24 protein-coding genes and 1 pseudogene are annotated in these 24,830 nt (G+C 66.8%); 12 read left to right on the top strand and 13 right to left on the bottom strand.

Features of this window, described 5'->3' with window-relative positions; genetic code table 11:
• Positions 1-307: 307 nt before the first annotated feature.
• Both ACWGSK_RS23425 and ACWGSK_RS23420 read left to right on the top strand, forming a co-directional pair.
• Positions 308-1,066, top strand: coding sequence for an ABC transporter ATP-binding protein (locus ACWGSK_RS23425; protein ID WP_358506216.1), 759 nt, complete (start codon positions 308-310; stop codon positions 1,064-1,066).
• A 6-nt stretch (positions 1,067-1,072) separates the two neighbouring features.
• Positions 1,073-3,670, top strand: coding sequence for an ABC transporter permease (locus ACWGSK_RS23420; RefSeq protein ID WP_358506080.1), 2,598 nt, complete (start codon positions 1,073-1,075; stop codon positions 3,668-3,670).
• 149 nt (positions 3,671-3,819) lie between these two features.
• Here ACWGSK_RS23420 and ACWGSK_RS23415 read toward each other — a convergent pair whose 3' ends face one another.
• Positions 3,820-5,325 (bottom strand): hypothetical protein, encoded by a 1,506-nt coding sequence (locus ACWGSK_RS23415; RefSeq protein WP_452456747.1) that lies wholly within the window; start codon positions 5,323-5,325, stop codon positions 3,820-3,822.
• Between the two features lie 451 nt (positions 5,326-5,776).
• On the opposite strand from ACWGSK_RS23415, the pseudogene ACWGSK_RS23410 reads away from it, so the two are divergent.
• A pseudogene (locus tag ACWGSK_RS23410) lies at positions 5,777-5,995 on the top strand (Uma2 family endonuclease); the annotation flags it as partial.
• A 188-nt stretch (positions 5,996-6,183) separates the two neighbouring features.
• On the opposite strand, the gene ACWGSK_RS23405 reads toward ACWGSK_RS23410, so the two are convergent.
• Positions 6,184-6,369 carry a DUF397 domain-containing protein gene (locus ACWGSK_RS23405; protein ID WP_067603829.1) on the bottom strand — a complete coding sequence of 62 codons (186 nt, stop codon included), beginning with the start codon at positions 6,367-6,369 and terminating at the stop codon, positions 6,184-6,186.
• Positions 6,366-7,127 (bottom strand): Scr1 family TA system antitoxin-like transcriptional regulator, encoded by a 762-nt coding sequence (locus ACWGSK_RS23400; protein WP_358506086.1) that lies wholly within the window; start codon positions 7,125-7,127, stop codon positions 6,366-6,368. The genes ACWGSK_RS23405 and ACWGSK_RS23400 overlap by 4 nt, the downstream gene beginning before the upstream one ends.
• Before the next feature lie 98 nt (positions 7,128-7,225).
• Between ACWGSK_RS23400 and ACWGSK_RS23395 the strand changes: the two genes are divergently transcribed.
• The 7 genes from ACWGSK_RS23395 (at position 7,226) to ACWGSK_RS23365 (ending at position 13,565) form a co-directional block, all read left to right on the top strand.
• Positions 7,226-7,507, top strand: a complete 282-nt coding sequence (locus ACWGSK_RS23395) for a hypothetical protein (RefSeq protein ID WP_358506088.1) — start codon at positions 7,226-7,228, stop codon at positions 7,505-7,507.
• Positions 7,504-7,746, top strand: a complete 243-nt coding sequence (locus tag ACWGSK_RS23390; RefSeq protein ID WP_452456746.1) for a hypothetical protein — start codon at positions 7,504-7,506, stop codon at positions 7,744-7,746. Before ACWGSK_RS23395 ends, ACWGSK_RS23390 begins: the two co-directional genes overlap by 4 nt.
• Before the next feature lie 114 nt (positions 7,747-7,860).
• Positions 7,861-8,703 carry a MurR/RpiR family transcriptional regulator gene (locus tag ACWGSK_RS23385; protein ID WP_067599636.1) on the top strand — a complete coding sequence of 281 codons (843 nt, stop codon included), beginning with the start codon at positions 7,861-7,863 and terminating at the stop codon, positions 8,701-8,703.
• An 83-nt stretch (positions 8,704-8,786) separates the two neighbouring features.
• Positions 8,787-9,953 carry an ABC transporter substrate-binding protein gene (locus ACWGSK_RS23380; protein WP_067599626.1) on the top strand — a complete coding sequence of 389 codons (1,167 nt, stop codon included), beginning with the start codon at positions 8,787-8,789 and terminating at the stop codon, positions 9,951-9,953.
• Between the two features lie 50 nt (positions 9,954-10,003).
• Complete coding sequence (locus tag ACWGSK_RS23375) at positions 10,004-11,782, top strand: ABC transporter permease (protein ID WP_452456745.1); 1,779 nt, start codon at positions 10,004-10,006, stop codon at positions 11,780-11,782.
• Positions 11,783-11,820: 38 nt separating this feature from the next.
• Positions 11,821-12,933, top strand: coding sequence for an ABC transporter ATP-binding protein (locus tag ACWGSK_RS23370; protein WP_067599712.1), 1,113 nt, complete (start codon positions 11,821-11,823; stop codon positions 12,931-12,933).
• Positions 12,930-13,565, top strand: coding sequence for a histidine phosphatase family protein (locus ACWGSK_RS23365; RefSeq protein WP_067599620.1), 636 nt, complete (start codon positions 12,930-12,932; stop codon positions 13,563-13,565). Before ACWGSK_RS23370 ends, ACWGSK_RS23365 begins: the two co-directional genes overlap by 4 nt.
• Positions 13,566-13,674: 109 nt before the next feature.
• On the opposite strand, the gene ACWGSK_RS23360 is transcribed toward ACWGSK_RS23365, so the two are convergent.
• Positions 13,675-15,804, bottom strand: coding sequence for a HelD family protein (locus tag ACWGSK_RS23360; RefSeq protein ID WP_452456744.1), 2,130 nt, complete (start codon positions 15,802-15,804; stop codon positions 13,675-13,677).
• Positions 15,805-16,686: 882 nt separating this feature from the next.
• Here ACWGSK_RS23360 and ACWGSK_RS23355 point away from each other — a divergent pair.
• Positions 16,687-16,983: a YrhK family protein gene (locus ACWGSK_RS23355; protein WP_067599614.1), complete on the top strand. Its 297-nt coding sequence runs from the start codon at positions 16,687-16,689 to the stop codon at positions 16,981-16,983.
• Between the two features lie 359 nt (positions 16,984-17,342).
• On the opposite strand, the gene ACWGSK_RS23350 is transcribed toward ACWGSK_RS23355, so the two are convergent.
• From ACWGSK_RS23350 to ACWGSK_RS23330, 5 genes are all read right to left on the bottom strand, one after another.
• On the bottom strand, positions 17,343-18,314 hold the full coding sequence (locus ACWGSK_RS23350; protein ID WP_452456743.1) for a CPBP family intramembrane glutamic endopeptidase: 972 nt from the start codon (positions 18,312-18,314) through the stop codon (positions 17,343-17,345).
• A gap of 53 nt (positions 18,315-18,367) precedes the next feature.
• On the bottom strand, positions 18,368-18,976 hold the full coding sequence (locus tag ACWGSK_RS23345; RefSeq protein WP_452456742.1) for a DUF3887 domain-containing protein: 609 nt from the start codon (positions 18,974-18,976) through the stop codon (positions 18,368-18,370).
• 178 nt (positions 18,977-19,154) lie between these two features.
• The gene (locus ACWGSK_RS23340) at positions 19,155-19,643 is read right to left on the bottom strand and encodes a hypothetical protein (protein ID WP_452456741.1); all 489 of its coding nucleotides are present in this window, start codon (positions 19,641-19,643) and stop codon (positions 19,155-19,157) included.
• A gap of 179 nt (positions 19,644-19,822) precedes the next feature.
• Positions 19,823-20,557: an SDR family oxidoreductase gene (locus tag ACWGSK_RS23335; protein WP_067599601.1), complete on the bottom strand. Its 735-nt coding sequence runs from the start codon at positions 20,555-20,557 to the stop codon at positions 19,823-19,825.
• Positions 20,557-20,814: an Atu4866 domain-containing protein gene (locus tag ACWGSK_RS23330; protein ID WP_067599704.1), complete on the bottom strand. Its 258-nt coding sequence runs from the start codon at positions 20,812-20,814 to the stop codon at positions 20,557-20,559. The genes ACWGSK_RS23335 and ACWGSK_RS23330 overlap by 1 nt, the downstream gene beginning before the upstream one ends.
• Positions 20,815-20,956: 142 nt before the next feature.
• Between ACWGSK_RS23330 and ACWGSK_RS23325 the strand changes: the two genes are divergently transcribed.
• A complete protein-coding gene (locus ACWGSK_RS23325; protein WP_452456740.1) occupies positions 20,957-21,784 on the top strand; it encodes a helix-turn-helix transcriptional regulator in 828 nt (275 codons plus the stop codon).
• Here ACWGSK_RS23325 and ACWGSK_RS23320 read toward each other — a convergent pair.
• The 4 genes from ACWGSK_RS23320 to ACWGSK_RS23305 all read right to left on the bottom strand — a co-directional run bounded on the left by ACWGSK_RS23320 (position 21,781) and on the right by ACWGSK_RS23305 (position 24,788).
• Positions 21,781-22,623: a YihY/virulence factor BrkB family protein gene (locus ACWGSK_RS23320; RefSeq protein WP_223809112.1), complete on the bottom strand. Its 843-nt coding sequence runs from the start codon at positions 22,621-22,623 to the stop codon at positions 21,781-21,783. The genes ACWGSK_RS23325 and ACWGSK_RS23320 overlap by 4 nt on opposite strands.
• 225 nt (positions 22,624-22,848) lie before the next feature.
• Positions 22,849-23,808, bottom strand: a complete 960-nt coding sequence (locus tag ACWGSK_RS23315; protein ID WP_143847550.1) for a hypothetical protein — start codon at positions 23,806-23,808, stop codon at positions 22,849-22,851.
• A 95-nt stretch (positions 23,809-23,903) separates the two neighbouring features.
• On the bottom strand, positions 23,904-24,104 hold the full coding sequence (locus tag ACWGSK_RS23310; RefSeq protein ID WP_157090956.1) for a hypothetical protein: 201 nt from the start codon (positions 24,102-24,104) through the stop codon (positions 23,904-23,906).
• A 285-nt stretch (positions 24,105-24,389) separates the two neighbouring features.
• Positions 24,390-24,788: a VOC family protein gene (locus tag ACWGSK_RS23305; protein ID WP_067599695.1), complete on the bottom strand. Its 399-nt coding sequence runs from the start codon at positions 24,786-24,788 to the stop codon at positions 24,390-24,392.
• Positions 24,789-24,830 lie beyond the last annotated feature (42 nt).

Raw genomic sequence — 24,830 nt, 5'->3', positions numbered from 1 at the left:
CCACCGATTCACGCCCACGGGACCGCCACACGCCGAACACCCACCTCACACACCCCGGTACGGACCCGGGCCCGGGTCCGTACCGGAACGCGCCCCCGGTGGAACCCCCGACGAAAGTAGGGGGCCCTCCCCCACTTAGGCGTCGCGAACCCGCCCCGCATCATGCCTTTGGCCGACAAGCGGTTCGGCCTGTGGGTGGAGGTTTCGGGCACCTTCGCGGACCTAGCGTGATGAACACGCCCGGTTCAGGTCCGCCCTACCGGAGTCGACCAGTCACCGTCCCATCCAGGAGTCACCCGCCGTGAGCATGCCGTCAGCACAACCCCAGTCCCCCATCCAGGCCCCTCCGGTCGTGGTGGCCCGGGCCCTGACCAAGACCTACGACACCGGCGGCACCCAGGTCCACGCCCTGGCCGGCGTCGACGTCGACTTCCACCGCGGTGCCTTCACCGCGATCATGGGCCCCTCCGGGTCCGGTAAATCCACCCTCATGCACTGCCTGGCCGGGCTCGATGTTCCGACCTCCGGCAGTGTGCACCTGGGGCGCACCCAGATCACCGGCATGCGCGATGGCGACCTCACCCTGCTGCGCCGGGACCGGATCGGGTTCATCTTCCAGTCCTTCAACCTGCTGCCGATGCTGACCGCCGAGCAGAACATCCTGTTGCCCTCCCAGATCGCCAAGCGCAAGGTCGACCCCGCCCGTTTCGACCACATCGTCGACGTGGTGGGGCTGCGCGATCGCCTCGGGCACCTGCCCGCCAAGCTCTCCGGCGGCCAGCAACAGCGCGTGGCCGTGGCCCGTGCCCTGCTCAACGCCCCCGAGGTGGTCTACGCCGACGAGCCCACCGGTAACCTCGACTCCCGCTCCGGCGCCGAGATCCTCACCTTCCTGCGCGATTCGGCTCGTGATCTGAACCAGACCATCGTGATGGTCACCCACGACCCCGTCGCCGCCTCCTACGCCGACCGTGTGGTGTTCCTGCGCGATGGGCGTCTGGTGGACGAGGTCAGCGACCCCACCGCCGAGCTGGTCTCCGAGCGCCTGCTGAAGCTGGAGGCCTGAGCCACCATGTTGCGCACCACCCTGGCCGGCCTACGCATGCACAAGGCCCGCTACGTCACCACCACCCTGGCCATCCTGCTCGGAGTCATGTTCATCTCCGGCACCATGGTCTTCGCCGACACCCTCAAGGCCAGCTACGAGAAGTCCGTGATGGGGTCGGCCTCCAGCGTCGACACCATCGCCGTCCCCGAGGCTTTGGAGGCCCAGGACGGGACCTGGGAGGATCCGGAGCCCTTCACCCAAGAACAGCTCGACCAGATCCGGGACCTGCCCGAGGTCGCCGATGCCGACGGAGTTCGGCAAGGCCCCGGCCTGCTCCTGGACGCCGAGGGACGCGCCTTCAGTCATGTTCCTCCCGAGGCCATGGCCGTGGAAGAGGTGACCCGCTACGAGATCACCGAGGGGGAACTTCCCGACAGCTACGACGAGATGGTTCTGGCCACCACCATCAGTGACCAGACCGGTTTCGAGGTGGGCGATTCGGTCACCGTGCTCGACGCCGAGCAGCAGGAGCAGGAGTTCACCGTCACCGGCCTGCTCGACGTGGGGGTGGGCTCCGAGCTGAGCTACCGTGGAGCCTTCATCCTGACCCCCGAGGCCTTCGCGTCGGTGACCGGCGCCGAGGGCTACCACGAGATCGACGCCCTGGCCGCCGACGGGACCTCCGAAGAGGACCTCGCCACCGCCGTGGCCGGGGTGCTCGGTGAGGGCTCCGACGTGAAAACCTCCACCGAGTTCGGTGATGAGATGGCCGCTCAGGCCGGCGCGAGCGCCGATATGATCCGCACCGGCCTGATGCTGTTCGCGCTCATCGCCGTCTTCGTCGCGGGCATCGTCATCTACAACACCTTCGCGATCCTCGTCGCCCAGCGCCAGCGAGAGATGGCCCTGCTGCGCTGCGTGGGAGCCAAGCGCGGCCAGGTCTTCCGTTCCATGCTGACCGAGTCCTTCGTGGTCGGCCTGGTGGCCTCGACCTTGGGCGTACTGGCCGGAGTCGGCCTCGGGATGCTGGGGTTCCGCTTCGTCGGCCCACTCATGGGTGAGGACATGGACGTCGCCACCGTGATCAGCCCGACCGCCGTGATCATCGGTCTGACCGTGGGCGTGACCATCACCGTGTTCTCCGCGATGGTCCCGGCCATGCGCGCCACCCGAGTGCCCCCGTTGGCCGCGCTGAGCACCAGCGCCACCGCGGCCGGCATGGAGAAGGGCACCGGCAAGCTGCGCGCGGTCATGGGGATCCTGTTGTTCCTGGTCTCCGGCGGGATCGTGGCGCTGGGGCTGCAGGGCGACCCCGACAGCTCGGCGATGTGGATCGTGGCCGTCGGCGCCATCGTCGCCTTCCTGGGCGTGGTCGTGCTCGGCCCCCTGCTGGTGCGCGCCATCGTGGGTCTGATCGGTGTCCCGTTGCGTCACGTCGGTGTGCCGAGCAGACTGGCGGTGGACAACTCCACCCGCAGCCCGCGCCGCGCCGCCACCGCCATGATCGCCCTGACCGTGGGCGCCACCCTCATCACCGGATACTCGGTGATCAACGCGACCATGCAGGAGAGCATCGCCCAGGAGTTGGACGGTAAGTACCCCGTGGACTACCAGCTCTCGCCGATGCTGGACCTGGGGGGCGAGTCAGCGGAGGAAGGCACGGAGGAGACCTCCGAGGAGGTCGGCGGCACCGACCTGAGCACCATCCCCGAGTCGGTGCGTTCGGACCTGGCGGCGCGCTCGGAGATCGATCAGGTCTTCGCCAATCGCTTCGACTCCGTGGACAGCGATGACGACAGGATCACCAACGACGACGGAACCGTCCCGGTGTCCTCCGTGGTGGGCGCCACCGTGGGCGAGGAGGTCGAGGTCGACGTGGTCAAGGGCGACCTCACCGACTTCGGCCCGGGCAGCGTGCTGATCACCGAGGAGCGGGCAGGATCCCTCGAAGCCGGCGACACCATCTCCCTGGGCGATCCCGAACACGAGTTCGAGATCGCTGCCGTGGTCGCGGACACCGGGATGTTCTACGGCGTCAACCTGGACCCGGCCGACTACGAGCAGGTGGTTCCCGAGATCACGGGTGACTCCAGCGTCATGATCCGGGGCAGTGACTCCGCGTCGTCCTCGGAGCTGCGCGAGGTCGTCTACTCCGCGGTGGACGACCACCCGACCCTGAACGTCATGTCCATGGGCGAGATGCGCCAGCAGTTCGAGGACATGTTGGACATCGCCTTCTACGCGATCGCGGCGATGCTCGGTCTGGCCATCATCATCGCGGTGTTCGGTATCTCCAACACCATGGCGCTGTCGGTGCTGGAGCGCACCCGCGAGTCCGCGATCCTGCGGGCCCTGGGCTTGAACAAGGCACAAATGCGCCGCATGTTGGGGGTCGAGGCGGTGCTGCTGTGCCTGATCGGTGCCGGCATCGGTGTCCTGCTCGGCGTGGTATTCGGTTGGGCTGCCATCTCCGCGACCCTGCCCAACATCGTCTTCGGGTTCCCCATCGGTCAGGTGGCCACGTTCTTGGCCATCGCGATCGTGGCCGGTTTGGTCGCCTCCCTGCTGCCCGCTCGCCGGGCGGCGCGTACCTCCATCACCGGGGCGCTCGCCTCGCAGTGACCCGAACCGGGAGCGTGTGACCCGACCGGGGTGGCCCCACCGTCCAGGTGGCCACCCCGGTCTTCGCATGTCCGGGGACGATCGTGCGACGCCACCGACCCGGCACCTTTACCTCGTAGATTACATCGGGTGTCATCGTGGAGGACCAATCATGTCCCGGACGACTCCGGAACACCCCACATCGCCCGCGCAGTCGTCAGATCCAGGGCCGTTCGTGGTGGCGGGACCAGGCCCTCGGCGCGCCCCTTGCCGAGTTCCGTGCGCAGTCCGTCGAGGACGGTCCGGCTCGTGGGCGAGATGCCCGAGCCCAGGGTCTTCCATGGGCCGGCGTCGGGTACCGAGGGCGGCGGCGGAGCCGATCCGCCCGCCCTCTCCAAGGAGGCGGCGATGAGCGCTCGAAGTGCCGGATCCAGCCCTTCCTCGGGGACGGCGGGGAGTTCCGGTACCGCTTTCAGTGCGATGGGAGCGGACCTCCGGTCCTCGGATGGAGCGGTCGTTTCCGGCAGAGGATCGTGCATGAGTTCGTTCGGCACCGACCGACACCGCCGGCCACAGATCGCACAGGTGCCACCGGGTTCGTTACGGGTGCTCTGGTGCACCGGGCAGGTCTGGTCGGCCTTGCCCTGGCTGTCCAGCAGGAACCGTTCGGGTAGGGCGAAGGGTTCGGGCTCGCCGGTGGTCGGCCAAATCGTGGGCGGTCCCGCCCACGAGGGCCCCGAAGCGTCCATGCCCCTGCCCAGGGTTCCGGCCAGGAACGCGTGGGCGGCTTGCAGACTGCGCATTCGGATCATCAGGGCCGGGAAGGGCCGCCGCACCCCGTCGAGCCCCGAAAGTAGGGCTCGCGTCTGCCCCACGCTCAGGCCTTGACTCAGGAGGTGGTCCACCGCTTCGCCGAGCTGTTGTCGGTCGGCTTGCGGATCGGACAGGAACCGATCATGAATGCGATCGATGATTCCGTGCGGTCCGTTTTCCGACTTTTGCCGCCTTTGCCGATTTTCTTCCTCTGTGGTTTCGCTGCCACGGACGGAACCACCCACCCCATTCCCCGAACAGTCGCCATCAAAAGAGTCTGTAGCTCGATCTGAGCTGGGGCCCAGCCCATTCTGAGCTCGGGTCCCGGCCTTCGGTATCCGCTTCAAAGGGGGACGATTGTGCGGGGTGAGCGGCTCCTCCCCCAGGCTCTCCCGGCAGGCGTTGATCTCGGCCAAAACCGGCTCGGGGTAGACCTCGGCCGGGACCAGGACCTCCAGCACGCACGGCAGCCGGTAGATGGAACGGCCACGGGCGATGTCGGCGGCGAAGAAGTCCAGCGTCTCCGAACGGCTCAACTTGCGGATCAGACCCGCCTCAATCAGGTCCTCGATGGCCCGCTTGATGCTGCTGACGCTGAGGAACCCATTACAGCGTTCGGGCAGGTTCTCCAGGTAACAGAAGCTCCAGCGGCCGTCGACGTCCACCAGTTCGGCCAGGGCCACCAGGAACAGGAACGAGCGGGCCGTGGGCAGCCGCCCCTTGCGGTACAGCCGCTGAACCCACAGGGAGAGGATGAAGCCGATGCCCTCGAACTCACCCTTGCGACGCTTGCGGGCCGGAGAAAGACCGGGCGGATTCGGCGATTGGGCTGTGGTGGCGGGGGCCGAGGCGGTAGAGTTCACAGCGAGTCGCCTTCCTGGTGCGTACAGGTAGGTGGCACGGCCGACACACCTGTTTGCGCAGGCGTCGACCAAAACCCGACCTGGTGTTGATTGCACCCGGTCGGGTTTTTTCTTGTCGACATTCAAGCTAGCCGAACTAAACCGAGTTCGTGGGTCTTTCTCTCAAATCCACACTTGCCCGAGAGTGGAGTTTGGCCCCACCGGTTCACAATGTCGGCATTTCCCGATTGGTTCGATTTGGATCGATATGCCAGCTTATTGACCGCAGTGAGAGCTGGGATTCCTACCCAAACCCCTTTCCAAGATGGGCCTTGGAAAGCCCCGACCCGCTTCAAGGCCACCTTCGACCCTTCGCGTAACACGCTCGGCGAGGCCATTCCACAGAGCCCGGCGATCGGCCCGGGTAGGTTCTGCGGGACCCCTCGCATACGCCTGCCCTGAAGGGCAGGCCCACGACCGGAACCGTGTCGAGAAGCCGGCCGCTTACGCGGCGACAGGCATCGGCGTCTACCTGCTGGTGGATCGCGACACCAACACCGTCGTAGTCCACAGCCGCCCCGCCCACGGTCAGTACCTGGAACGCAGCACCCATTTCCATGGCGAGGCCGTCCCCATTCCGGGCCTCGGGGTCGCCCTGTACACCGAGTCTCTCAAGCGTTTCGCCCGCTGATCACCGAAGGGCCGTTGCGGGGGCCTGCGGCGAGACGGCTAAGTGAGGCACTTCGACAACTCCTCACGGGCCGGCCACCAGCGATAGGCGAGGCTCCACGAAGACAGCACCGGATCCAGGAATGGATTGAGGACCTCCAACACGGAAACGGCCCCTCGCCGGAGCGAAGGGCCGTTGTGGTTTATGAGTCAGCGCAAGTCGGAGCGCACCCCGGACAGCAATGCCACCCATTCATCGCGGGCAAAGGTCAGGTGCCCGGCCTCGCGGTTCTGGGTGTCACGCACGTCCGCTCCGTCAACACCCTCGCGCAGCTCGACACAGTTTCCACCATTAGCGCTGTAGCTGGACTTGTGCCATTCGGAGGTGGTGTTCATGTGAGCTTCCTCAGTACTTCGAGTGAGAATGTGAGTGGCAAAGACGCTGCCAGCGCTGCGGTGGCCTGACTGGACAGCCTGTCATGCGAACCGTCTTCGTGGATCACGTTACCGTCAGCGTGATCGCTCACGACCGCCAGTTCCCCCGAAGCGAGACGGAACAGCATCAGTGGAGCGGAAGGCGCCAGCAGCGTTGTCCCCTCTGGTACGAGATGGACGCCCACACGCCCGGTTTCGACCCACTCAATGAGATGAAGCGCCTGGGCCCGACGGAGCGGCTCGGTGAGAGCGGAGACGGCCGTCACCGGAAAGACAGCGGTCACTTCCAGTTCGGGGAGTTCCTTCAACCTGCCGGTACGCAGCGCGACCAATCGGTCGAGGTCGTCCGAGGTGGCGAGCGGATGCGCCGCCCGGAACACCCCCCGAGCCACCTCGGAGCACTGAAGCAGGCCGGGCACGAGCGCGGGAGCCACGATCGTCACCTGTCTTGCCGCTCTCTCTATGGCGTCAAGGTTCCTGGCCCACTCAGGCAATCCGTTGCCCGTGGTCACGGCACGCCAAGCCGCCAGCAGTGTCCCGTCTGCTTGTAGGGCTTCATCCAAGGCTTCAACGTTGTCCCGTTTTGGGAGGGAGCCACCCTTTTCCCAACGGTTCACGGATGAGTGCGCCGTCTGAGATCTCTTGGCCAACTGCAACTGGGTGAGACCTGCGACTTCACGCAATCGAGCGAGGGCTTCGGCGAAATCATTGGGGGCCACGTCTTCATTTTTACCCTCAAGACTCCAACCTCGCACAGCAAATCCCAAGTTTGATCGAAACCCTGTGAGATGCCTCTTGGAGTGCACACCATCGGACCATGACTCCTCGTAAAGACCCCGTAACAGACTCAGAAGAAATCGCGCTGTGTGCGCTGCTCTCCGCCTTGCGGCGACGCGGGCTCGCACCCTGGGAGAATCCCGACGACGGATCGGTGACCGTGGAGTTCGGCTACCGCCGGGTCACCGTCCACCTCACCGATGACGGCTGGGTGCGACACCTTCCCGAACGTCCCGGCTCCGCCGTCCGCTTGGCGGCCCAGGGCTGCGAGGAAGCCCTGGGCCGGCAACTGGCGCGGGAGCTCCTGGACCGGTTGCCATGACCGACCGGCACGCCACCACCACACCTCAGGAGCAGACCGACTTCCTCTTCGACGAACTCTCCGCCGCGCTACGCCACATCCCTGACGACCCGGCCCAAGCACTCGACGCCCTGCGTGTCGCGGACCGGGCCTTCGACGCCCTCCACGCCTGGCTGCGCGCCGGTAAACCACTCCCCCAACCCTGGCGTGACAAAGCCAAGGCACGACCTCCCGAAGAGGGACCGGGAGACACCGGCTGAGCACGGGCGCTCGGGTGAACACGGCGCCAACCTCCAGGTGGGACGGTGAAGCCCTCATGAACTGCAACTAAAATTGCCATCTCACACCTTGTCGCAAGAAAAATTGCTCGTAATGTGGGCGTCGTGAACCTACAGGAGCGAATGAACAGGTACCGCGACCGGCTGACCAAGTCGGATCGCGTCCTTCTCGACGAACTTCTCTCCAACCCGGCCGAGGCCCCGCTGTGGCGGGGCGGAGAGGTCGCCCAACGTGCGGGGGTCCACCCCGCCGCCGCCACCCGGCTGGCGCAACGGCTCGGGTACCAGGGCTACCTGGAACTACGCGAAGACCTGCGCGAAGCCCACGAAGCACACCTCAACGGTGCCGGCGACCGGTTCCGCGCGGAACTTCGAGAGCAGGGTCAGAGCAGTGTCCTGGACACACTCCTTGCCACCGAACTCGACTCCCTCGCCGCGGTCGCCCACCACGTGGACCAGGCACGGATCGACGAGGTCGCCGACCGCCTCGTCGGCGCGCGCGTGGTCTACCTCTTCGCCCGCGGCAACGCGGGGGTCCTGGCCGAGCTTCTCGATAGTCGGTTGCGACGGTTCGGGATGCACGCGGTCAACCTCCTCGGCCCCGGCCGGCAGGTCGCCGAGCGTGTCCTGGCGATGTCGGACTCCGACGTCGTGGTGTCGTTCGCGTTTCGTCGCGCTCCACGCAACCTCACGGATCTATACGCCCACGCCGCCGAGGTGGGGGCTCGTTCCGTGCTCGTCACGGACACCCTCCACACCCTCGACCCGGCTCCCACCACCGTGCTCTCGGCCCCGCGCGGGCATCAGGAGGGCTTCTCCTCCCTGAGCGTCCCGATGATGATCGCGAACGCCATCGTGCTCACCATCGCCCAGCGGCACCCGGAAACCATCCTGCCCGCCCTGGACCGACTGGACGACCTGCTCACAGCGTTCGACTGACACCTCGGTCCCCCCTTCCACACGACGGCCGGTTCGCACCGGTCTCGCTCCCCCATGCGCGAAAACCGACACAAAGGACTGTCATGCGCTCCTCGAAACTGCTCACCACCTCCATCGCCCTCCCACTCGTCGTGACGCTCGCCGCCTGCGGTGGCGGCACTCCCCAGACCCCCGACGCCGACGCGGCCGCCCAATCCCACGAACTCGACGACGCCACCCATGAGGAACTCGTCGAACTGGCCGAGGAGGAGGGAGAGGTCACCGTCTACTCCTTCACCTCACGCATCACCTCGGTCGAGGAGGCCTTCGAGGCGGAGTACCCCGGCATCGACTTCGTCGGCCACGACATCTCCTCCTCCGAGCAGATCACCCGGTTGCAGTCCGAGGCACAGGCCGGAACCCCATCGGCGGACGTCGCCTACATCTCCGACGCGCCGGTGGTCATCACCGAACTGCTCGCGAGCGGCATCCTGCGGAACCACGTGCCACAGCGCGTCGCGGACTCCGTGCCCGAGGAGTACCAGGAGCCGCTGCTGGCCAACCGACTCTCGACCAAGATCCTCATGTACAACGAGGAGGCCCACCCCGACGGCAGCCCGATCGAGAACCTGTGGCAGCTGACCGAGGACGAGTGGAACGGCAAGGTCGTCATGGTCGACCCCGGGGTACGCGGCGACTACCTCGACCTCATGACGGAGATCGTCCGCCAGTCCGAGGAGATGGCCCAGGCCTACCAGGAGCTCCACGGGTCCGAGATCGAACTCGACGACGACGTCGAGAACGCCGGAGCGCAGTTCATCAAGGACCTGTACGCCAACGGTCTGGTCCTGGTCGACGACACGGACAACGTCAACGCGGCCGTGGGCCAGACCGGGCAGGAGGACCCGCCGGTCGGCATCACGTCCTACTCCGACCGCCGGGACAACGAGGAGGAGGGCTGGGCGCTCCAGGCCTCCCTGGACACCACCCCCTCGCTCGGCATCACCTTCCCCGCCTACATCGGCATGGTGCAGGACTCCGAGAACCCCGCCGCCGCACGCCTGGTCGCGGACTTCCTCATGGGCGACGACTCCGCGACCGGCGGCGCCGGCTACGAGCCCTTCTACGTCCCCGGTGACTACCCGGTCCGCACCGACATGGACCAGCCCGAGGACGCCGCCTCCCTCGACGAGCTCGGTGCCTGGGACATCGACCCCGAGGCGACCGCGGAGATCCGCTCGGACGTGGCGGACTTCCTGCTGACCCTGTGACCTCCTAACCCCGCCCCTTCCTCGATCTCCTCACCGCCCGAAAGGACCCGATGTCAACGGCACCCGCTCCCCGCCGCACCACGGTCGGCCGTACGGTGGCCCGTGCGCGCACGGCGCTCACCCGGCCGACCGTGGTGCTGGGGGCCGGCACCCTGCTCGTCCTCCTGGTCCTGGTGATGGCACCGCTCATCGGGCTGGTCAACACGACCTTGCAGAGCGATAACCGCCAGGCGTGGTCGGACGTGTTCGCCAGCCCGATGTCACAGAACCTGCTGTGGCGGCCCATGGGCAACTCGATCCTCATGGGGGTCGCCACGGCCGTCGGCTCCACGGTGATCGGTGGATTCCTCGCCTGGGTCGTGGTGATGACCCGCATTCCCGGGCGAAGGCTCCTTGGATTGCTGGCGATGATCCCCTTCGCGCTACCGAGCTTCGCGCTGGCGCTGGCGTGGGAGTCGGTCTTTCGCAACGACCTGGTGGGCGGATCCACCGGAATCCTCGTGAACCTGGGGATCTCCGTCCCTGATTGGTTGGCCTGGGGCCCGGTGCCGGTCGCCGCGACCTTGACGGCCCACTACTTCTCACTGTCGTTCATGCTCATCGCGGCGGCGCTGGCCGGTGTCAACGGCGACCTCATGGAGGCCGCGGAGATGACGGGCGCCTCCACGCTGCGGGTGGCCAAGGACATCGCGTTGCCCGTGGTGGCCCCGGCGATGATCTCCGGCGCGCTGCTCGCGTTCGCCGAAGGCGTCTCCAACTTCGTCTCACCCGCCCTGCTGGGTCTGCCGGTCCGGTTCCACACGCTCTCGACCCGGTTGTACGGGGCGATCTCGACCGGTGACGTCTCACGCGGATACGTGTTGTCGATCGTGCTCATCCTCGTCGCGGCGCTGATCATGTACGCGTCGACCCGCGTCACCGGGGGTCGGCGGAGCTTCGAGACGATCACCGGCAAGGGCGGCCGTCGACGGGGCGTCGAACTCGGGCTGTTGGGGCGCCCCGTGGCCGGGCTCGCGTGGCTGCTGGTCACGTGCACCACGATCGTGCCCGGCATCGTGCTGGTGCTCAGTTCGCTGACCCGACACACGAACGACTTCACCTCCGGGCTGACCCTGCACTACTGGATCGGTGGTTCGGACCCCGCGCTCGCCCAGGGACAGCCGGGCGTGCTGAACAACCCGCAGATCCTTCAGGCCACCTGGAACACCGTCCTGCTCGGGGTGTGCGTGGCGATCGGCGCCGGTGTCCTCGGGTTGCTCATCTCCTATGTCATCACCCGGTCGAGCGGCCCGAAGCGGCTGGTGGGGACCTTGAACGTCACCTCGTTCGTGCCGTTCCTCATCCCCGGAATCGCGTTGGGCGCGGCGTTCATCGCACAGTTCGGGGCGCCCATCGGCCCTCTTCCGAGCCTGTACGGAACGTTCGCGATCCTCGTGTTGGCCGGGATCGCGGCGACGATCCCGTTCTCGGTCCGGTCGGGCACCGCGGCCCTGAGCCAGGTGTCCAAGGACGTCGAGGAGTCCGCGGTGATGGCCGGCGCCGGTCTGTTCCGCAGGATCGGTGCCATCATCGCGCCGTTGACGGCCCGTGGTCTGTTCACCGGCGGGGTGCTCGTGTTCGTCCAGATGGTGCGCGACCTCTCCCTGGTCGTGCTGCTGGCGACCCCGGCGATGCCGGTCCTGGCCGTCCTCACCTACCAGTACTCCTCGGAGAACTTCACCCAATTGGCCAACGCGGTCACGGTCGTCATCGCGGTGATCTCGGTCGCGGCGACCATCATCGCCCGGCGTTTCGAAGGCGCCGCCCAGCCCTGGAACTCGAACTCATGACCTCAAGGACCGGTCTTCACCGGGTCGAAAGGACCGACATGCGACCCCGAGCCTCCTCGGCCTCCCTGACCATCACCGATCTGCGCAAGGACTTCGGCGACACCCCGGCCGTCGACGGCATATCGATCGACGTACCGGAGGGCTCGTTCCTGGTGCTGCTCGGGCCGTCCGGGTGCGGAAAGACGACGACTCTGCGGATGCTCGCGGGGTTGGAGGATCCCACCGGGGGTGAGATCCGCTTCGGCGACCGCGTCATCGCCCGCGGTGACGGAACCGAGATGGTGCCACCCGCCGAACGCGAGGCCGGTCTGGTCTTCCAGTCCTACGCGTTGTGGCCGCACAAGACCGTGTTCCAGAACGTCACCTGGCCGCTGACCGTGGCCAAGTGGTCGAAGGAGGCGCGGCGGGCCCGGGGCGAGGAGGTGTTGTCGTTGCTGTCGATCTCCGACCTGGCCGACCGGTATCCGGGAGAGATCAGTGGCGGTCAACAGCAGCGCGTGGCGATCGCCCGCATGATCGCCCCGCAGCCCAAGGTGTTGCTGTTCGACGAACCGTTGTCCAACCTCGACGCGAAACTTCGGGTGGACACCCGTGGCGAACTGATGCGCGTGCACAGGTCGACCGGTGCCACGAGCGTCTACGTCACGCACGACCAGGTCGAGGCGATGACCATGGCCACGCACATCGCGCTGATGAAGGACGGCCGGATCGAACAGTTCGGCACTCCGCGGGAACTGCTCGAATCACCGCGTACCGCGTTCACCGCCACGTTCATCGGCACCCCACCGGCGAACATCATCGATTGCGAGGTCGCCGGCGGGCGTCTGTCGGCGTTCGGCGTCGACTGCGGCGCCGCCCCCGCTTCGGTCCGAGGCGGGGCGCTCAAGGCGATGTACCGGGCGGGTTCGATCGAAATCGATCTTGAGGCGTCGGCTTCCGGATGTCTGGAGGCGACGTTCGCCGATCAGGTTCCGATGGCCGACAAGTGGGTCGTGGGCGTGGACCTTCTCGACGGTACGCGGGTGAGCGTCTCCCGCGACACACCGGTCGACCTGTTGCCCGGCGACGGGATCGGGCTGCGTCCACCGCAGGCTCCGGACGCCTACTTCGACGTCGATGGCGCCCTTCTGGACACCGAGGTGGTCCGATGACGCGACTGATCCTGGTCCGCCACGGCGAAACCGCGTGGAACGGACAGCGCCGTCTCCAAGGGCAGCAGGACATCGGCCTGTCGCAGGACGGGCGCCGGCAGGTCGCCGCGCTGGCACGGACGGTCGCTCACCTGGCCCCCGGGTACGTCGTCACTTCGAGTCTGTGTCGCACGCGGGAGACCGCCGAGGTGCTCGGTGTCGAACCGGATGTGTGCGATCCCAGGCTCAACGAGGCCTACCTGGGCGACTGGGAGGGGCGGTACTCGGCGCAGATCAAGGAGGAGGACGCCGCAGAGTACACCGAGTGGCGGGCGGGGAGGTTCCACCCCCCGGGCGCCGAGAGCTTCGGCGAACTCACCGATCGGGTGGTCGCCGGGGTGGACGCCGCCGTGCGGCGGGCGAGGGAGGGTGACCATGGGACGCTCCTGGTCGTCACCCATGGCGGGCCGGTCCGGGCCTTCCTCGGGGCCGCCGTGGGACTGGACCCGAGTCGCACGGTGCCGAGCCATCCGGCGAGTCTGAGCATCGTCGACGTCGCTTCGGGTTTCGTCTCCCTCATCGAACCGGGGGCGGCCAAACTCCGGTTGTTCAACCACTCCCCCGCGATGTCACCGCTGGACCCGCCGGACTGACGGCCGTGCGAAGGTCGACGACCGGACCCGGTGGTCGACCACGCACGGCGCTCGGCCGGGGAACCCCGGCCGAGCGTCCGGCGAAGCGATCGGTGGGAACGGGATCCCTTCACGTCAGATGCAGTCGCCCCAGTTCCTTGGTGCATCGGGTGAGCGCGACATAGAGCCCGTTCCAGCCTCGCGGTTCAGCGACGATGCCCGGGGCGTCGATGAGCAGGGTGGCGTCCCATTCCAGGCCCTTGGCCTCGGTCGCGGAGAGAACCGATACGTCGGGTAGCGCCGCGCGCAAAGCCGGCACGCGTTCGAGGGGCGCGATGACACCGACCAGCCCTCCCGTCCATCGTTTCGACAGCTCCTCGACGACACGTGCCGCCTCGGCCACGAGATGGCCCTCTTCCACAGCGCGTTCCCAGGGCTCGACGCCTGAGGCCCGGACCGCGCGAGGCGGCTCGTTCCGACTTCCCGCGTTCTGGAGCACCGGCCCGGTGAGAGCCATGGCCTCGAACGGAGTGCGGTAACAGATGGTCAATCGGGCCTCCGTCCACCTCTCGCCGAAGGCCGCACCGACCGCCTCCTCCCAGGTGGTGTGCCGGTGCGGCGCCTCGGCCTGGTCGATGTCGCCTACAGCGGTGATCGACCGCGAAGGGCATCGGCGCATCACCATCTGCCACTGCATCTCCGAGAGCTCCTGGGCTTCGTCGATGACGACGTGTCCGTAGACCCAGTCCCTGCGTGCCGCGGCACGATCGGTCAGAAACTCCCCCTGCTCACCGTTCGACCGAGCATCACCCAGCGAGTCGGCCAGGGCATCGAACAGGGGGATGTCGCTGCTCGCCCACTCTCGCGGTTCAGCGAGAACCATTCCTCTTTCGGTGTCGGTGAGCCCCGGCACCCATCGGCGCAAGAGCGCTTCGTCACCAAGGAGCCGACGTAGTTCCACCTTCGTATCGCGGGTCGGCCACCATTCCCGCAACGTCGCGGCCACGCCGGGGTCGGTGGCGATCCGGTCGTGCAGCCGCTCCAGGTCCTCCTCCGTGAGTTCCCCGTCGACATCGGTGCCGGTGGTGCCATTGCTCGCGGCACGATTGTCGGAGTGAGCGAATCCGGCGTCGAACCGATCGAGTATGTCCTCGAAGCCCTCCTCCATTCTCGCCAGTGTCTCTTCGTTGCGTTCGGCTATCGCATCGGTCAGAAGATGGTGGACCTGTTCGCTGAAGCCGGCGCGCGCCGCGTGGTAGGAGTGCCCCGAGGTAGCCGAGGCGAGGGCTCTGGCGACCCGTCGTTCATCGATCGTGTACCGCTCCCCCTCCCACTCCAGTTCGAGGTCGACGGGCCGCGGGACGAGCGCCGCGGAGTACTCGGAGAGTGCCTGTTGCCAGAGCGCCCGACCTTTGATCTCCGCGACTTCGCGCGACTCGGCACGCTCCACACCGATTCCCGGCACGAGGGTGTCGCAGGTCGCCGAGACGATGGCGGTCTCCCCGAGTGCCGGCAGCACCTGGGTGATGTAGTCCAGGAAACGCAGTGACGGTCCGAGAACCAGTACGCCCTGTGCGGCGAGCCGCGGATGGGTGAAGAGCAGGTACGCCACTCGGTGCAGTGCCACCACGGTCTTGCCGGTGCCCGGGCCGCCTTGGACGACCAGTGGCCCGCGGGAGTCGGCGCGGATCACATCGTCCTGCTCACGTTGCAGGGTGGCCGCGGCGGTGCCCATTCGGCCGGTGCGCCGCTCGTCGAGGGCTGCGAGCAGGGCGCCCTCACCGACCAGCTCGTTCGCACCCGACCCATCGAGTGGTTCGTCATCGACGCCGATCACCACGCACCCGTCGACGCGTACGTGGCGACGTCGGCCCTGGCCCTGGGGGTCGATCGGTGTCGCGGTGTAGAAGGCCCGTGCGGCCGGTGCACGCCAATCGATCACCAGGGGATCATCGTCGTCTCCGGCGCTGGAGATGCCGACCCGCCCCACATGCAGGACCGTCCGGTCGAGCGCGTCGAGTCGGCCGAAGATCAGACCCTGGTCGGCGCGCCGCAGATCCTCGCGGTGGGCGGCCAACACGCGCATCCGGGCATGCCCGGTCGCGTCGCCCGCCGGGATCGCGAGTTCGGCGTCGAGGTGCTGGAGTAGCTCGTCGCGGCGGGCGAAGGCCTCGTCGAGGACCGACTGCTCCTCGGCCACGGCCGCCGCGTGCGCGGCGGAGTCTTCGTTCCGTGGTGTGGAGACACTGTCCAGGTGCACTCGCACTCCGTTCTCTATGCTTCACGATGATCGGAAAGAGCGAACCATCACGACGTCGTGGGATATCAGGGGCGTCCGCGAGGAGAGTCATACCTGAGTCGTGCTTGCCGGAAAGGACGACCCGGGGCGCTTATCGCCCATCGGGTTCGATGGGCGTCATGAACGCTAGGCCACATCTTCGACGTTAATGCAACCCGTCATCCGATGGTGCGGAAGTCCCTGACATCACAGTGACCGTCGATGGCATTATACCTATCTTGTGGTCACGGCCAGACGGTTGCGTGAGGCCCCGGTGTCTGTTAGCGAATACCGAATTCCGCATTCTCGATTGTCATCCCGAATTCCGAACCCGGTTTCCCAGAGTCTTCCCCTCGACCGAGGAGGAACAGGAATGCCGAAGGTGGTGTCCTGGCTCATCGGACGGTGGCCGTTCGCGTGTTCGGGGAATGACCACACCAGCGCGGTCGAGCATCCCCGAACGACCGCGAACCGGCTCGTGGCCACCAAGACCTGAGATCCGACCGGAGTCTCATCCCGCCTTCGTTCCGCGCGGGTCGGTCTCCGCACCTTCCTCGGGAAGACACGTCAACAGGTCGTCCGCGTTCGTTCGTGCTCCAACGATTCGAGCCACGATCCGGTCCTGGATCGAACGCGGAACCATCCGACTCAACACGTTCATCACTCGGGCGCCGGACGGTGACAGCACGCAGAACGACCGGCGGGCACTCCTGCGGGAGCACCCCTCGCGGAGAGGGATGGACGAGGCGCTCAGGCCCCGGATACGAGCGGGAAAAACGGATTCTGGGCGACACGCCCCATCACGGAGCGTGTCCGGCATGTACAGCACGTGCAGGATACGAGGAGGTACCCGAGGGAGGACACATGCCCGAGCACCGGCCATTGACCGTGCACATCGGCCACCATGAGCTGGTCATCCGGCGTCGCTACGAAGTCGTCAGCATCTGCAACGACATCCTGATCGCGGCGTGGTTCATCGCCGGGAGCATCATGTTCTTCTATTCGAGCATGATGGTCCCCGGGACCTGGTGCTTTCTCATCGGCAGCATCGAACTCCTGATCCGCCCGGCCATTCGACTCACCCGCCTGGTGCACATTCGGAGCATTCAGGGCCAAGGTGGATCCGGCGGCACGTCCTCGGAGACCGCGATGGACTTCTAGTGCCCCGGTCAGGACGCGAAAAGGCACAAGAGGGAGTAGGCGGTGAGGAAGCTCAGAACGAGGGCCGCCACGAGTACGAGCAGGTCCGGGCGAAATCGGCTTCTCTCGCGCGCCTCCCCTTCCACGTCCCGAAGCCGAGAGCGGTCGAATTCGTTCTGGAGAAGGGTACCCGGGGCGTGGCGAAGCCGGGGACCGGCCGATGTCCGCCATCGGTCAGCACCAGGGCGAGCCCTCCTGTGATGGCCGGCGTCAACAGGGCGGTGAAGGACATCAGAGACGTGAGGGTGGCGGCGGTGACCGTGCGGCATACCGGTTTCGTCCGCATCGTCGCCTACCGGTTCGCTTCTTTTCGCGAACGCCTAGTGTTCCGAGTCGTTGATTCGATGGGTAGATGGTGACGGTGACTCGGATTTCCGTGGCGGGGTGGTCGGGTGCTTGGCCGGGTCGAACTGTTCGGTGGCGATCAGGATCACCACGAACGCGAGCGGTACGATCCAACCGCTCCAGCCAAGGATCGTCGCTTGCGTGGTGTCGATGTGCTCGCCCGCCATCGCGAAGAGGAGGTAGCTGCCGCCGGCCCCGTTGAACGCGGCGTGGGCGAGGGCGGCGGGCCATACCGATCCTGATCGGAGCCGCAGCCAGCCGAAGACCGCACCGATCAGGACGCACATGATGACCATCGCGGTCAGGCCGAGCCAGCCCGGCGCGCCGGGGTAGTTGTACCCGAGCAGGATGAGCGGGGCGTGCCAAAGGCCCCAGATCACGCCGGAGACCAACAGAGCCGGAAGAGTGCCTAGAGGCATCAGCTTGGGAAGCAGCCATCCCCGCCACCCGAGTTCCTCGCCCAGCGCTGGGATGAGGTTGATGAACGCCGCCAGGGGGAGTGTGGCGAGCTGGAGGGCGATGAGCGCACCGATCGGGATCGGGGTTTCGGCCGCTCCCGATGTGCCCACTTGCTCGTCGAGGGACTGCTGGAAGGCGGAGAAGTTCGCGAAGTCGGCCGGGTAGACCCCCAGGAGCGCGCCGACTGGGAGCGCAACCAGGACGAGTGCGATGGGCACGAAGATCCCCAGGGCGGCGTAGCCGAGCAGCCTTGGAGCCGGCCTGAGCGGCCATAGTCCCAGCGTCCACGCCTTGTGCCGCGGTCGTTCCATGAAGAACACGACGATCAGGGCGGCGATCGTCGGTGTCATCATCGTCGCGACGGCGACGGCGGGGAACCAAGGGCTGGTGAGTCCATCGCCGAGCCAGAGCGGGAGCGCGAGCAACCAGGCGAGCGCGAACGACAAGATGGTGAACACGCTGATGGATCGCAGGTCGCGTCTGTTCATGCGGGGTCCGCCTCGGGCCTGGGCCGTCTTCGAGCCGACTGGAGGTTTCATGGTCACGACGTCTGCCTTTCGAGTATGTGCAGCCCGGCGATGGTGCGGTCGTCACGGAACGTGATCCGTGCGGTGTAGTCGCCCGCCTCGAACGAGATCGGCGTGTTCGTGACCGTCACATCACCGGCCCGGGCGACCTCCGGCTTTCCCTGCCCCTCGAACGCTCCCGACAGGCCGACGATCTGCGCCCACGCGGCGGCGAGCGCGTCCTCTGAAAGTCCGTCGCGCATGGTCGGGTCGAACTGCTCGGTGACACGTGACCAGTGCCCGGAGGCGAGGTCTTCGATCACGGAAGCGACCAGTTCGACGGTGCCGGGGAGCGGGGTGTTGTTCATGGGTTGTCCTGTTCTGGGGTCGATGGGTTTGCCGTAGCGCTGAAACGCCGCTTGCCTGCTCACGCCGAGGGCGTCGCCGATCACCTGCCACGTAGCGCCGTTCTGGCGTGCTTGCTCCACGACCGCGCGCACAACGTCCTCGGCTGCCGTTTGCATGCTCACGGCGTGCCCGATCGGGTTGGCCCAGTCGTTGGTGGCGGTCAGGACGCGTGACGCGAGGAGGGCGTCCGTGTGGGATTTCAAAGCCCGCAGCGCTTCTGTTAACTTCTCTTGCATGCGTAAAGCATAAGTTGACGCGTAGGGCTCTTGTCAAGCCAGCGAGCGCAACGGTGTGGCGTGACGGGGGCGCGGAGGCATCCTCAGGGGCGTCGTCGAAGTCGGTCGCGGAGGCGGTGGACTACGCGGCGGAGTTCGGTACCTCCGCGGAGAGCGCGATGGACTTCTATCGCTGCTGTCAGGGCGCGACGAGGTACCCGATAGCCTGGGCGGAGAGGAAGCTCAAAACCAGGGTCGCCACGAGTACGAGCAGGTCCGGCCGGAACCGAGTCGTCTCGTGCGCCTCCCCTTCCACGTCCCGAAGCCGAGAGCGGTCGAGTTCCTCCTGAAGTCGATCCCCCGGGGCGTGGTGGAGCCGGTAGCGCCGCATTTCCCCATAGGGCGAGGGGTCGAATCCGGGAATCGGCCGATGTCCGCCATCGGTCAGCACCAGGGCGAGCCCTCCGGTGATGGTCACGAAGTCGACCAGGTGGAAGGGCACGAAGCGGTCGACGAACATGCCCCGCAACTCGAATCCTGTGTCGGTGATCAACACTTGACGGGTGGCCACCTTGAAGGTGAGCCACAGGACGACGGCCAGGGCGAGCGATCCCCATAGGTGGATTCGCAGGAGTGTGTCCGAGGAATTGACACCGCTCTTGGTCGACATCACGAAGATGACCAGCATCAAAAGAACGATAAAGGACATCAAAGACGTGAGGGTGACGGCGTTGACCGTGTGGCGTACCGGATTCGTCTGCATCGTCGCCCATCTGTTCGATTCTTTTCGCGAGAGCCTAGCGAGAACGGGACCGGTGCGTCCCTCGGGCCCCTGGGAACCACGTAGGACGCACCGGCCGCTTCACCTCAACGCTGCGCGGTCGGCCGCACCACGATCTCGTTGACGTCGACCTCTTCTGGCTGCTCGATGGCGAAGGCGATGGCGCGGGCGATCGCCGCCGCCGGGATCGTGTTGGCCCGATAGGCGACCATCGCCTCGCGTGCGGTGCGGTCGGTGATCGTCTCCGCGAGTTCGGACTCGACCACGCCGGGCGTGATCGTCGATACGCGCAGCCAGGGTTCGCTCTCCAGGCGCAACCCCTCGGTGATCGCCCAGGCGGCGGACTTGGTGGCGCAGTAGACGGCCGCCGTGGGCGACACCTCGTGGGACCCGACCGAGGCGATCGTCACGACGTGGCCGCCGCGTTGGGCCTCGAACACGGGGAGTACCGCGGCCATGCCGTGCAGCAGTCCACGCACGTTGACGTCGAGCATGCGAGTCCACTCGTCCGTCTTGAGCGCGGCAAGCGGCGACAACGGCATGACGCCAGCGTTGTTGACGAGTACGTCCACGCGCCCGTGCTCGGTGACGGCGCGGTCGACGAAGGCGCGCACGTCGTCGGCGTCGGTCACGTCGAGGGGGTGGGCGTGGGCCCGCCCTCCGATCTCTTCGATGCGCTCGACCAGCGACCGCAGCCGGTCGATTCGGCGCGCTCCCAGCACCACGACGCAACCCCGCTCGGCCAGGTGCAGCGCGGTCGCCTCTCCGATGCCGCTGGAGGCTCCGGTGATGAGTACGACCTTGTCCGACATCTCCTTCATCAGGCGTTCTCCTCTTCGGCGCGACGGGTGAGCACCATGCCGGCGTGGTGCAGGGTGTTCGCTTCGACGAAGTCGCCGTCGGCGCTGAAACCGGTGTCGTCGACGTAGTCGATGTGCGTGCCGGTCACCGTGTACCGGCCGGTGTAGGCGCGTTCCCGGCTGCCTCGGGCCTCGACGTAGCGTCCCTCCGGCAACAGTTCGTGTCGGATGTGGCCGTCGGCGGTGACCCACAGGCCGACGTAGGGATGGTCTGTCATGGTGGTGCCCAACCTCTGGGTGAGAGTCCTTCTTCTGTCCAGACACCACCCTGTGCGCGCTCGGCCGACCGGACCAGGCCGGTGCGAGCCTGGGTGCACCGCACCCTCCCTCCCAGGGCCCGGCGCGGGGTAGCGTTTCGACATGACCACACCCGCCCTGGCCCGATTCCTGCGGGCCCGCCGTGACGCGACCACGCCGCAGAGCGTCGGATTGCACGGTAACGCCCGGCGCCGGGTGCCCGGCCTGCGCCGGGAGGAGGTCGCGATGCTCGCCGACGTGAGCGTGGACTACTACGTCCGGCTCGAACAGGGGCGGGAGACCGGGCCCTCGGCGCAGGTCCTGGACGCTCTCGCCGACGCGCTCACCCTGGACGACGACGGGCGCGGCCACCTCTACCGCCTGGCAGGTCTGGCGCCCCGTCCACGCGCCGACCTCGGTGCGCGGCGGGTGGACCCGCACCTGTTGCGGCTGATGGACTCGTGGCCGGACACCCCCGTGCTCATCACCAACGCGGCCTACGACGTTCTCGCGCACAACGTGCTCGGCGAGGCCCTCTACCTCGGCTTTCCCGTCGGCCGCAACCTGGTGGAGCACGTGTTCCTCGCCCCGGACGCCCGCGAGTTCCACGCCGACTGGTGGCTCGCGGCGCGCAACTCGGTGGCCGCGCTCCGGTTGGCGCAGGGGCGGGCGCCGGAGCATCCGCGTATTCGTTCGCTCGTCGACGGTCTCCTCGGGGCGAGCCCGGAGTTCGCGCGGTTCTGGGAACACAACCAGGCCCGTGGCAAACGCATGGAGGTCAAGGGTTTCGTGCATCCACTGGTCGGTGAGCTGACGCTTCGGGTGCACACCTTCGACGTCGCCGAGACGCCGGGCCAACAGCTGCTCTGTTACCAGGCGGAGCCGGCGAGCCGTAGCGCCGAGGCCCTCGCGCTGCTCGGTGCTCTGTCCGCCAAGACGTACACGCCCTAGGTCGGGGCGGTCACGCGCCGACGTTCGAGTTCGGCGTTGACCACGGCCCCCAACAGCACGATCATCGAGGACAACCACAGCCACAGCATCAGTACGATCACCCCGGCGAGTGTGCCGTAGGTCGCGCCGAAGTGGCCGAACCGCTGCACGGCGAAGGTGAACACCCAGGAGCCCGCGACCCACAACACCGTCGCGATGAACACGCCCGGGGTGAGCCGGCGGCCCGAGGGTGACTCGCGGTGGGGCGCGATCCGGTAGACGACGGCCAGGCCCATGACGGTCACGCACCCGAGCACGATCCACTGGCCGACGATGACCAGGAGTGCGGCGATCCGGTTCAGGCCGACCTGGTCCAGCAGTACCGGGATGACGACCATCGAACCGGCACCGACGCACAGGAAGGCGCCCACGCCCAGGGCCAACGACAGGGCGATGCCGCGCTTGACGAGGTAGTTGCGCCTGTCCACGACGTCGTAGGCGGCGTTGCAGCCCTGCATCAGCCCGTACATGCCGCCGGAGGCACTCCAGGTCGCCAGGAGGACGGAGCCGCCGAACGCGAACCCGAGGGTCCCGGTGTCGGTCGCGATGATGGTGCGGAGCTGGTCCTCGATCAGCTCCCGTGCGGCTTTGGGGACGGCGTGCAGCCAGGTGCCGATCTGGTCGGTGAGGTCGTCCGGGTCGGCGAGGATTCCGAAGACGCTGACCACGGCGATGAGGGCGGGGAACAGCGCGAGGAGCGCCCGGAACGCCATTCCCGCGGCGAGCAGGCTGAACTGGCTCTCCTTCAGGTCCCGCCAGACCCGTGCGGCGACGGCGCGCAGGTCCGCTTTGGAAAGCAAGGCCGGTCGCCACGCGACGGCACCCGACGCGCGGCGCGCTCCTTCGCTCCGACCCCGCTCTTCCGACATCCGCCCTCCCTGGCCCTGGGCCCCTCATTGTCGGCGACAAGAGGGCGAGAACCACGTGACCCGGCCGAGACCGATACTGACGGGGGTCTTGGGCCCGGAGCGGTGCCACTCTCACGCCGGGCCCACGGTCCCGTCAGTTGGTTTTCGTCGACTCCCTCAGTACCTTGGCGGATCCGAGTGCGTGGGATAGTCGTAAGGTGTCACACCGGCGATGGGGGTCCAGTACTCGTGATCGAGGTGGTATTCCTCTTCGGCAGGCTGGTAGTCGGGATCTCTAGAAGGATCATCCTGTGAGGTCACCAACCAATCGCCGCCTCTCACCGAGGGGTTCCACTGAATCGTGAAACCGTAGATGTAACGACGGGTATAACGCGTTCCCAAACTGATGTCGAACCCTTCGTCGGCTAGAACGAACATGTCGACCGTGTCCTCACCCGTCGACCACCATGTCACCCCGACAGGAGTGATCTCGAAAACCTCCCCTGGCATCGGAAACAGATCGGCGTTGAAAAACACGCCTTCCCTGTTCGCGATACGAGAGATGTCTTCGGATCGCTGATCCAGCACTTCCTCTTCGACTATTTCCCGGGTCACCTCGGAGTCGAGATCATGATAGGTATTCATCAGCTCCGCGAGACTCTCGGCGCTGTTGGTCGACTTCCAACGAAGATAGACGACGACCATGGAAACTCCGCCTTCGGGTGAATCCGAGAATCCAACCGGGTACTGGTCTTCGGTGATGTCGGCCCCATGCTGCACGGAGAACGAGCTCAACCCATAACTGTCGGGTTCGTTGGAGTCCGAAGGTGAGTCGGATTCCCCATCCTCCATGGTCGGTTCAGTGCCATCCGACTGTCCGCCCTCGGCCGTCGTCCCCGATGACTCTTGGCCTCCCATGGCCTTCCCAGCGAACCAGCCGACGAGGACGGCCAATACGAGCGCTACCGCCCCGAGAACGAGTAGAAGTCTCCCATGCTTGCTCGACACCTTCGCTCGCACTGGTTTCGAGTAAGCCTCCTGAGCACCACTGGCTCTCCCACCCACCGTAGATGGCATGTTCCCTTTTCCTGACATTAATGCCCGCATCTGATCAATTCCAGAGAGAATCCCGGACATTTATACCATCCGCAATCGAACAGCGCTGCACTCTAGTGGAGAAAGCACTCTCGCCATCACTCCCGTCACGGGGACACCCTGAGGTCCCGGACGAATCAACAAGCAGGAGAGTCCCCTGGTCGGAGGAGGTTCGCGCGCACTTCACGGTCGATCCCCACGATGTCGATGTGTCCGTTCACCAGAACCTCGGGGATGGGTTGGCCACCATCGGTCACGTACAGGCTGCTCAACCGGTAGGGATGTTCCGGGAAACGCTGGGATCGCACCTCTTCCAGGGCCGGTTCGCGAAACTCCACCGCGAGATGGTGGTCAAGCCCCTGGGACACGAAAACTTCGGGGTTCTCGTAGAGCCGGGCGACTTCATCCGCCCTGTCGTGAACGCGCTGCTGAACACCCCTACACCGTGTCGCGTCGAAGACGATGCGTTGGCCGAATCGAAGGCAAACGCGACGGCACCCGACGCGCGGCGCGCTCCTTCGCTCCGATCCCGCTCTCCCGCCATCCGCCCTCCCCGGCCCTGGGCCCCTCATTGTCGGCGACAAGAGGGCGAGAACCACGTGACCCGGCCGGGGCCGAGGCCATCAGGGTCGGGGGCGGTGGGCTCGAACGTCCACGGGGCGCCCGTCGGGGTCGCGTGCCGTCATCGTCCCCTGCGTGGGCAGCGTCTCGATCTCTCCGACCGGCCCTCCGGTCTCCAGGAGGCGCTCGCGGATCTCGCACAGTCGTGCGTGTGTGCCCACGCGCAGACCCCATCCGGCCCCGCCGATGGGGTCGAGGCCGGTGGGGTGGGCGTCGCCGGCCTCGACGATCATGAGGTGGTCGCCCCCGCCGACGTCGACGACCGCGATCCAAGGGGTGGTGGAGGTCGCGGCGCGCTCGAACGCGAGTACCGCTCCGAGCAGCTCCGTGTAGTACCCCACGAGCCCGTCGAGATCGGGGCTGGACAGGGTCGGGTGGTTAATGCCGAGGAGGTCGCTCATGGTCGGCCCACTGTAGGCCACGTGCCGGGCGGCGGTCGGTGA

The sequence above is a fragment of the Nocardiopsis sp. NPDC055551 genome (assembly GCF_053619415.1).
The sequence above is the reverse complement of the archived record's forward strand: the minus strand, read 5'-3'. Positions and strand labels throughout refer to the sequence as shown.

What these genes read in the sequence shown, in the direction of transcription:
- ACWGSK_RS23380 (WP_067599626.1), top strand. Translation starts at nt 8,787, where the DNA reads ATGCGCTCCTCGAAACTGCTCACCACCTCCATCGCCCTCCCACTCGTC.
- ACWGSK_RS23405 (WP_067603829.1), bottom strand. Translation starts at nt 6,369, where the DNA reads ATGAACACCACCTCCGAATGGCACAAGTCCAGCTACAGCGCTAATGGT.
- ACWGSK_RS23390 (WP_452456746.1), top strand. Translation starts at nt 7,504, where the DNA reads ATGACCGACCGGCACGCCACCACCACACCTCAGGAGCAGACCGACTTC.
- ACWGSK_RS23335 (WP_067599601.1), bottom strand. Translation starts at nt 20,557, where the DNA reads ATGAAGGAGATGTCGGACAAGGTCGTACTCATCACCGGAGCCTCCAGC.
- ACWGSK_RS23350 (WP_452456743.1), bottom strand. Translation starts at nt 18,314, where the DNA reads ATGAACAGACGCGACCTGCGATCCATCAGCGTGTTCACCATCTTGTCG.
- ACWGSK_RS23370 (WP_067599712.1), top strand. Translation starts at nt 11,821, where the DNA reads ATGCGACCCCGAGCCTCCTCGGCCTCCCTGACCATCACCGATCTGCGC.
- ACWGSK_RS23420 (WP_358506080.1), top strand. Translation starts at nt 1,073, where the DNA reads ATGTTGCGCACCACCCTGGCCGGCCTACGCATGCACAAGGCCCGCTAC.
- ACWGSK_RS23330 (WP_067599704.1), bottom strand. Translation starts at nt 20,814, where the DNA reads ATGACAGACCATCCCTACGTCGGCCTGTGGGTCACCGCCGACGGCCAC.
- ACWGSK_RS23425 (WP_358506216.1), top strand. Translation starts at nt 308, where the DNA reads ATGCCGTCAGCACAACCCCAGTCCCCCATCCAGGCCCCTCCGGTCGTG.
- ACWGSK_RS23355 (WP_067599614.1), top strand. Translation starts at nt 16,687, where the DNA reads ATGCCCGAGCACCGGCCATTGACCGTGCACATCGGCCACCATGAGCTG.
- ACWGSK_RS23395 (WP_358506088.1), top strand. Translation starts at nt 7,226, where the DNA reads ATGACTCCTCGTAAAGACCCCGTAACAGACTCAGAAGAAATCGCGCTG.
- ACWGSK_RS23325 (WP_452456740.1), top strand. Translation starts at nt 20,957, where the DNA reads ATGACCACACCCGCCCTGGCCCGATTCCTGCGGGCCCGCCGTGACGCG.
- ACWGSK_RS23315 (WP_143847550.1), bottom strand. Translation starts at nt 23,808, where the DNA reads ATGTCCGGGATTCTCTCTGGAATTGATCAGATGCGGGCATTAATGTCA.
- ACWGSK_RS23345 (WP_452456742.1), bottom strand. Translation starts at nt 18,976, where the DNA reads ATGCAAGAGAAGTTAACAGAAGCGCTGCGGGCTTTGAAATCCCACACG.
- ACWGSK_RS23375 (WP_452456745.1), top strand. Translation starts at nt 10,004, where the DNA reads ATGTCAACGGCACCCGCTCCCCGCCGCACCACGGTCGGCCGTACGGTG.
- ACWGSK_RS23340 (WP_452456741.1), bottom strand. Translation starts at nt 19,643, where the DNA reads ATGCTGGTCATCTTCGTGATGTCGACCAAGAGCGGTGTCAATTCCTCG.
- ACWGSK_RS23365 (WP_067599620.1), top strand. Translation starts at nt 12,930, where the DNA reads ATGACGCGACTGATCCTGGTCCGCCACGGCGAAACCGCGTGGAACGGA.
- ACWGSK_RS23305 (WP_067599695.1), bottom strand. Translation starts at nt 24,788, where the DNA reads ATGAGCGACCTCCTCGGCATTAACCACCCGACCCTGTCCAGCCCCGAT.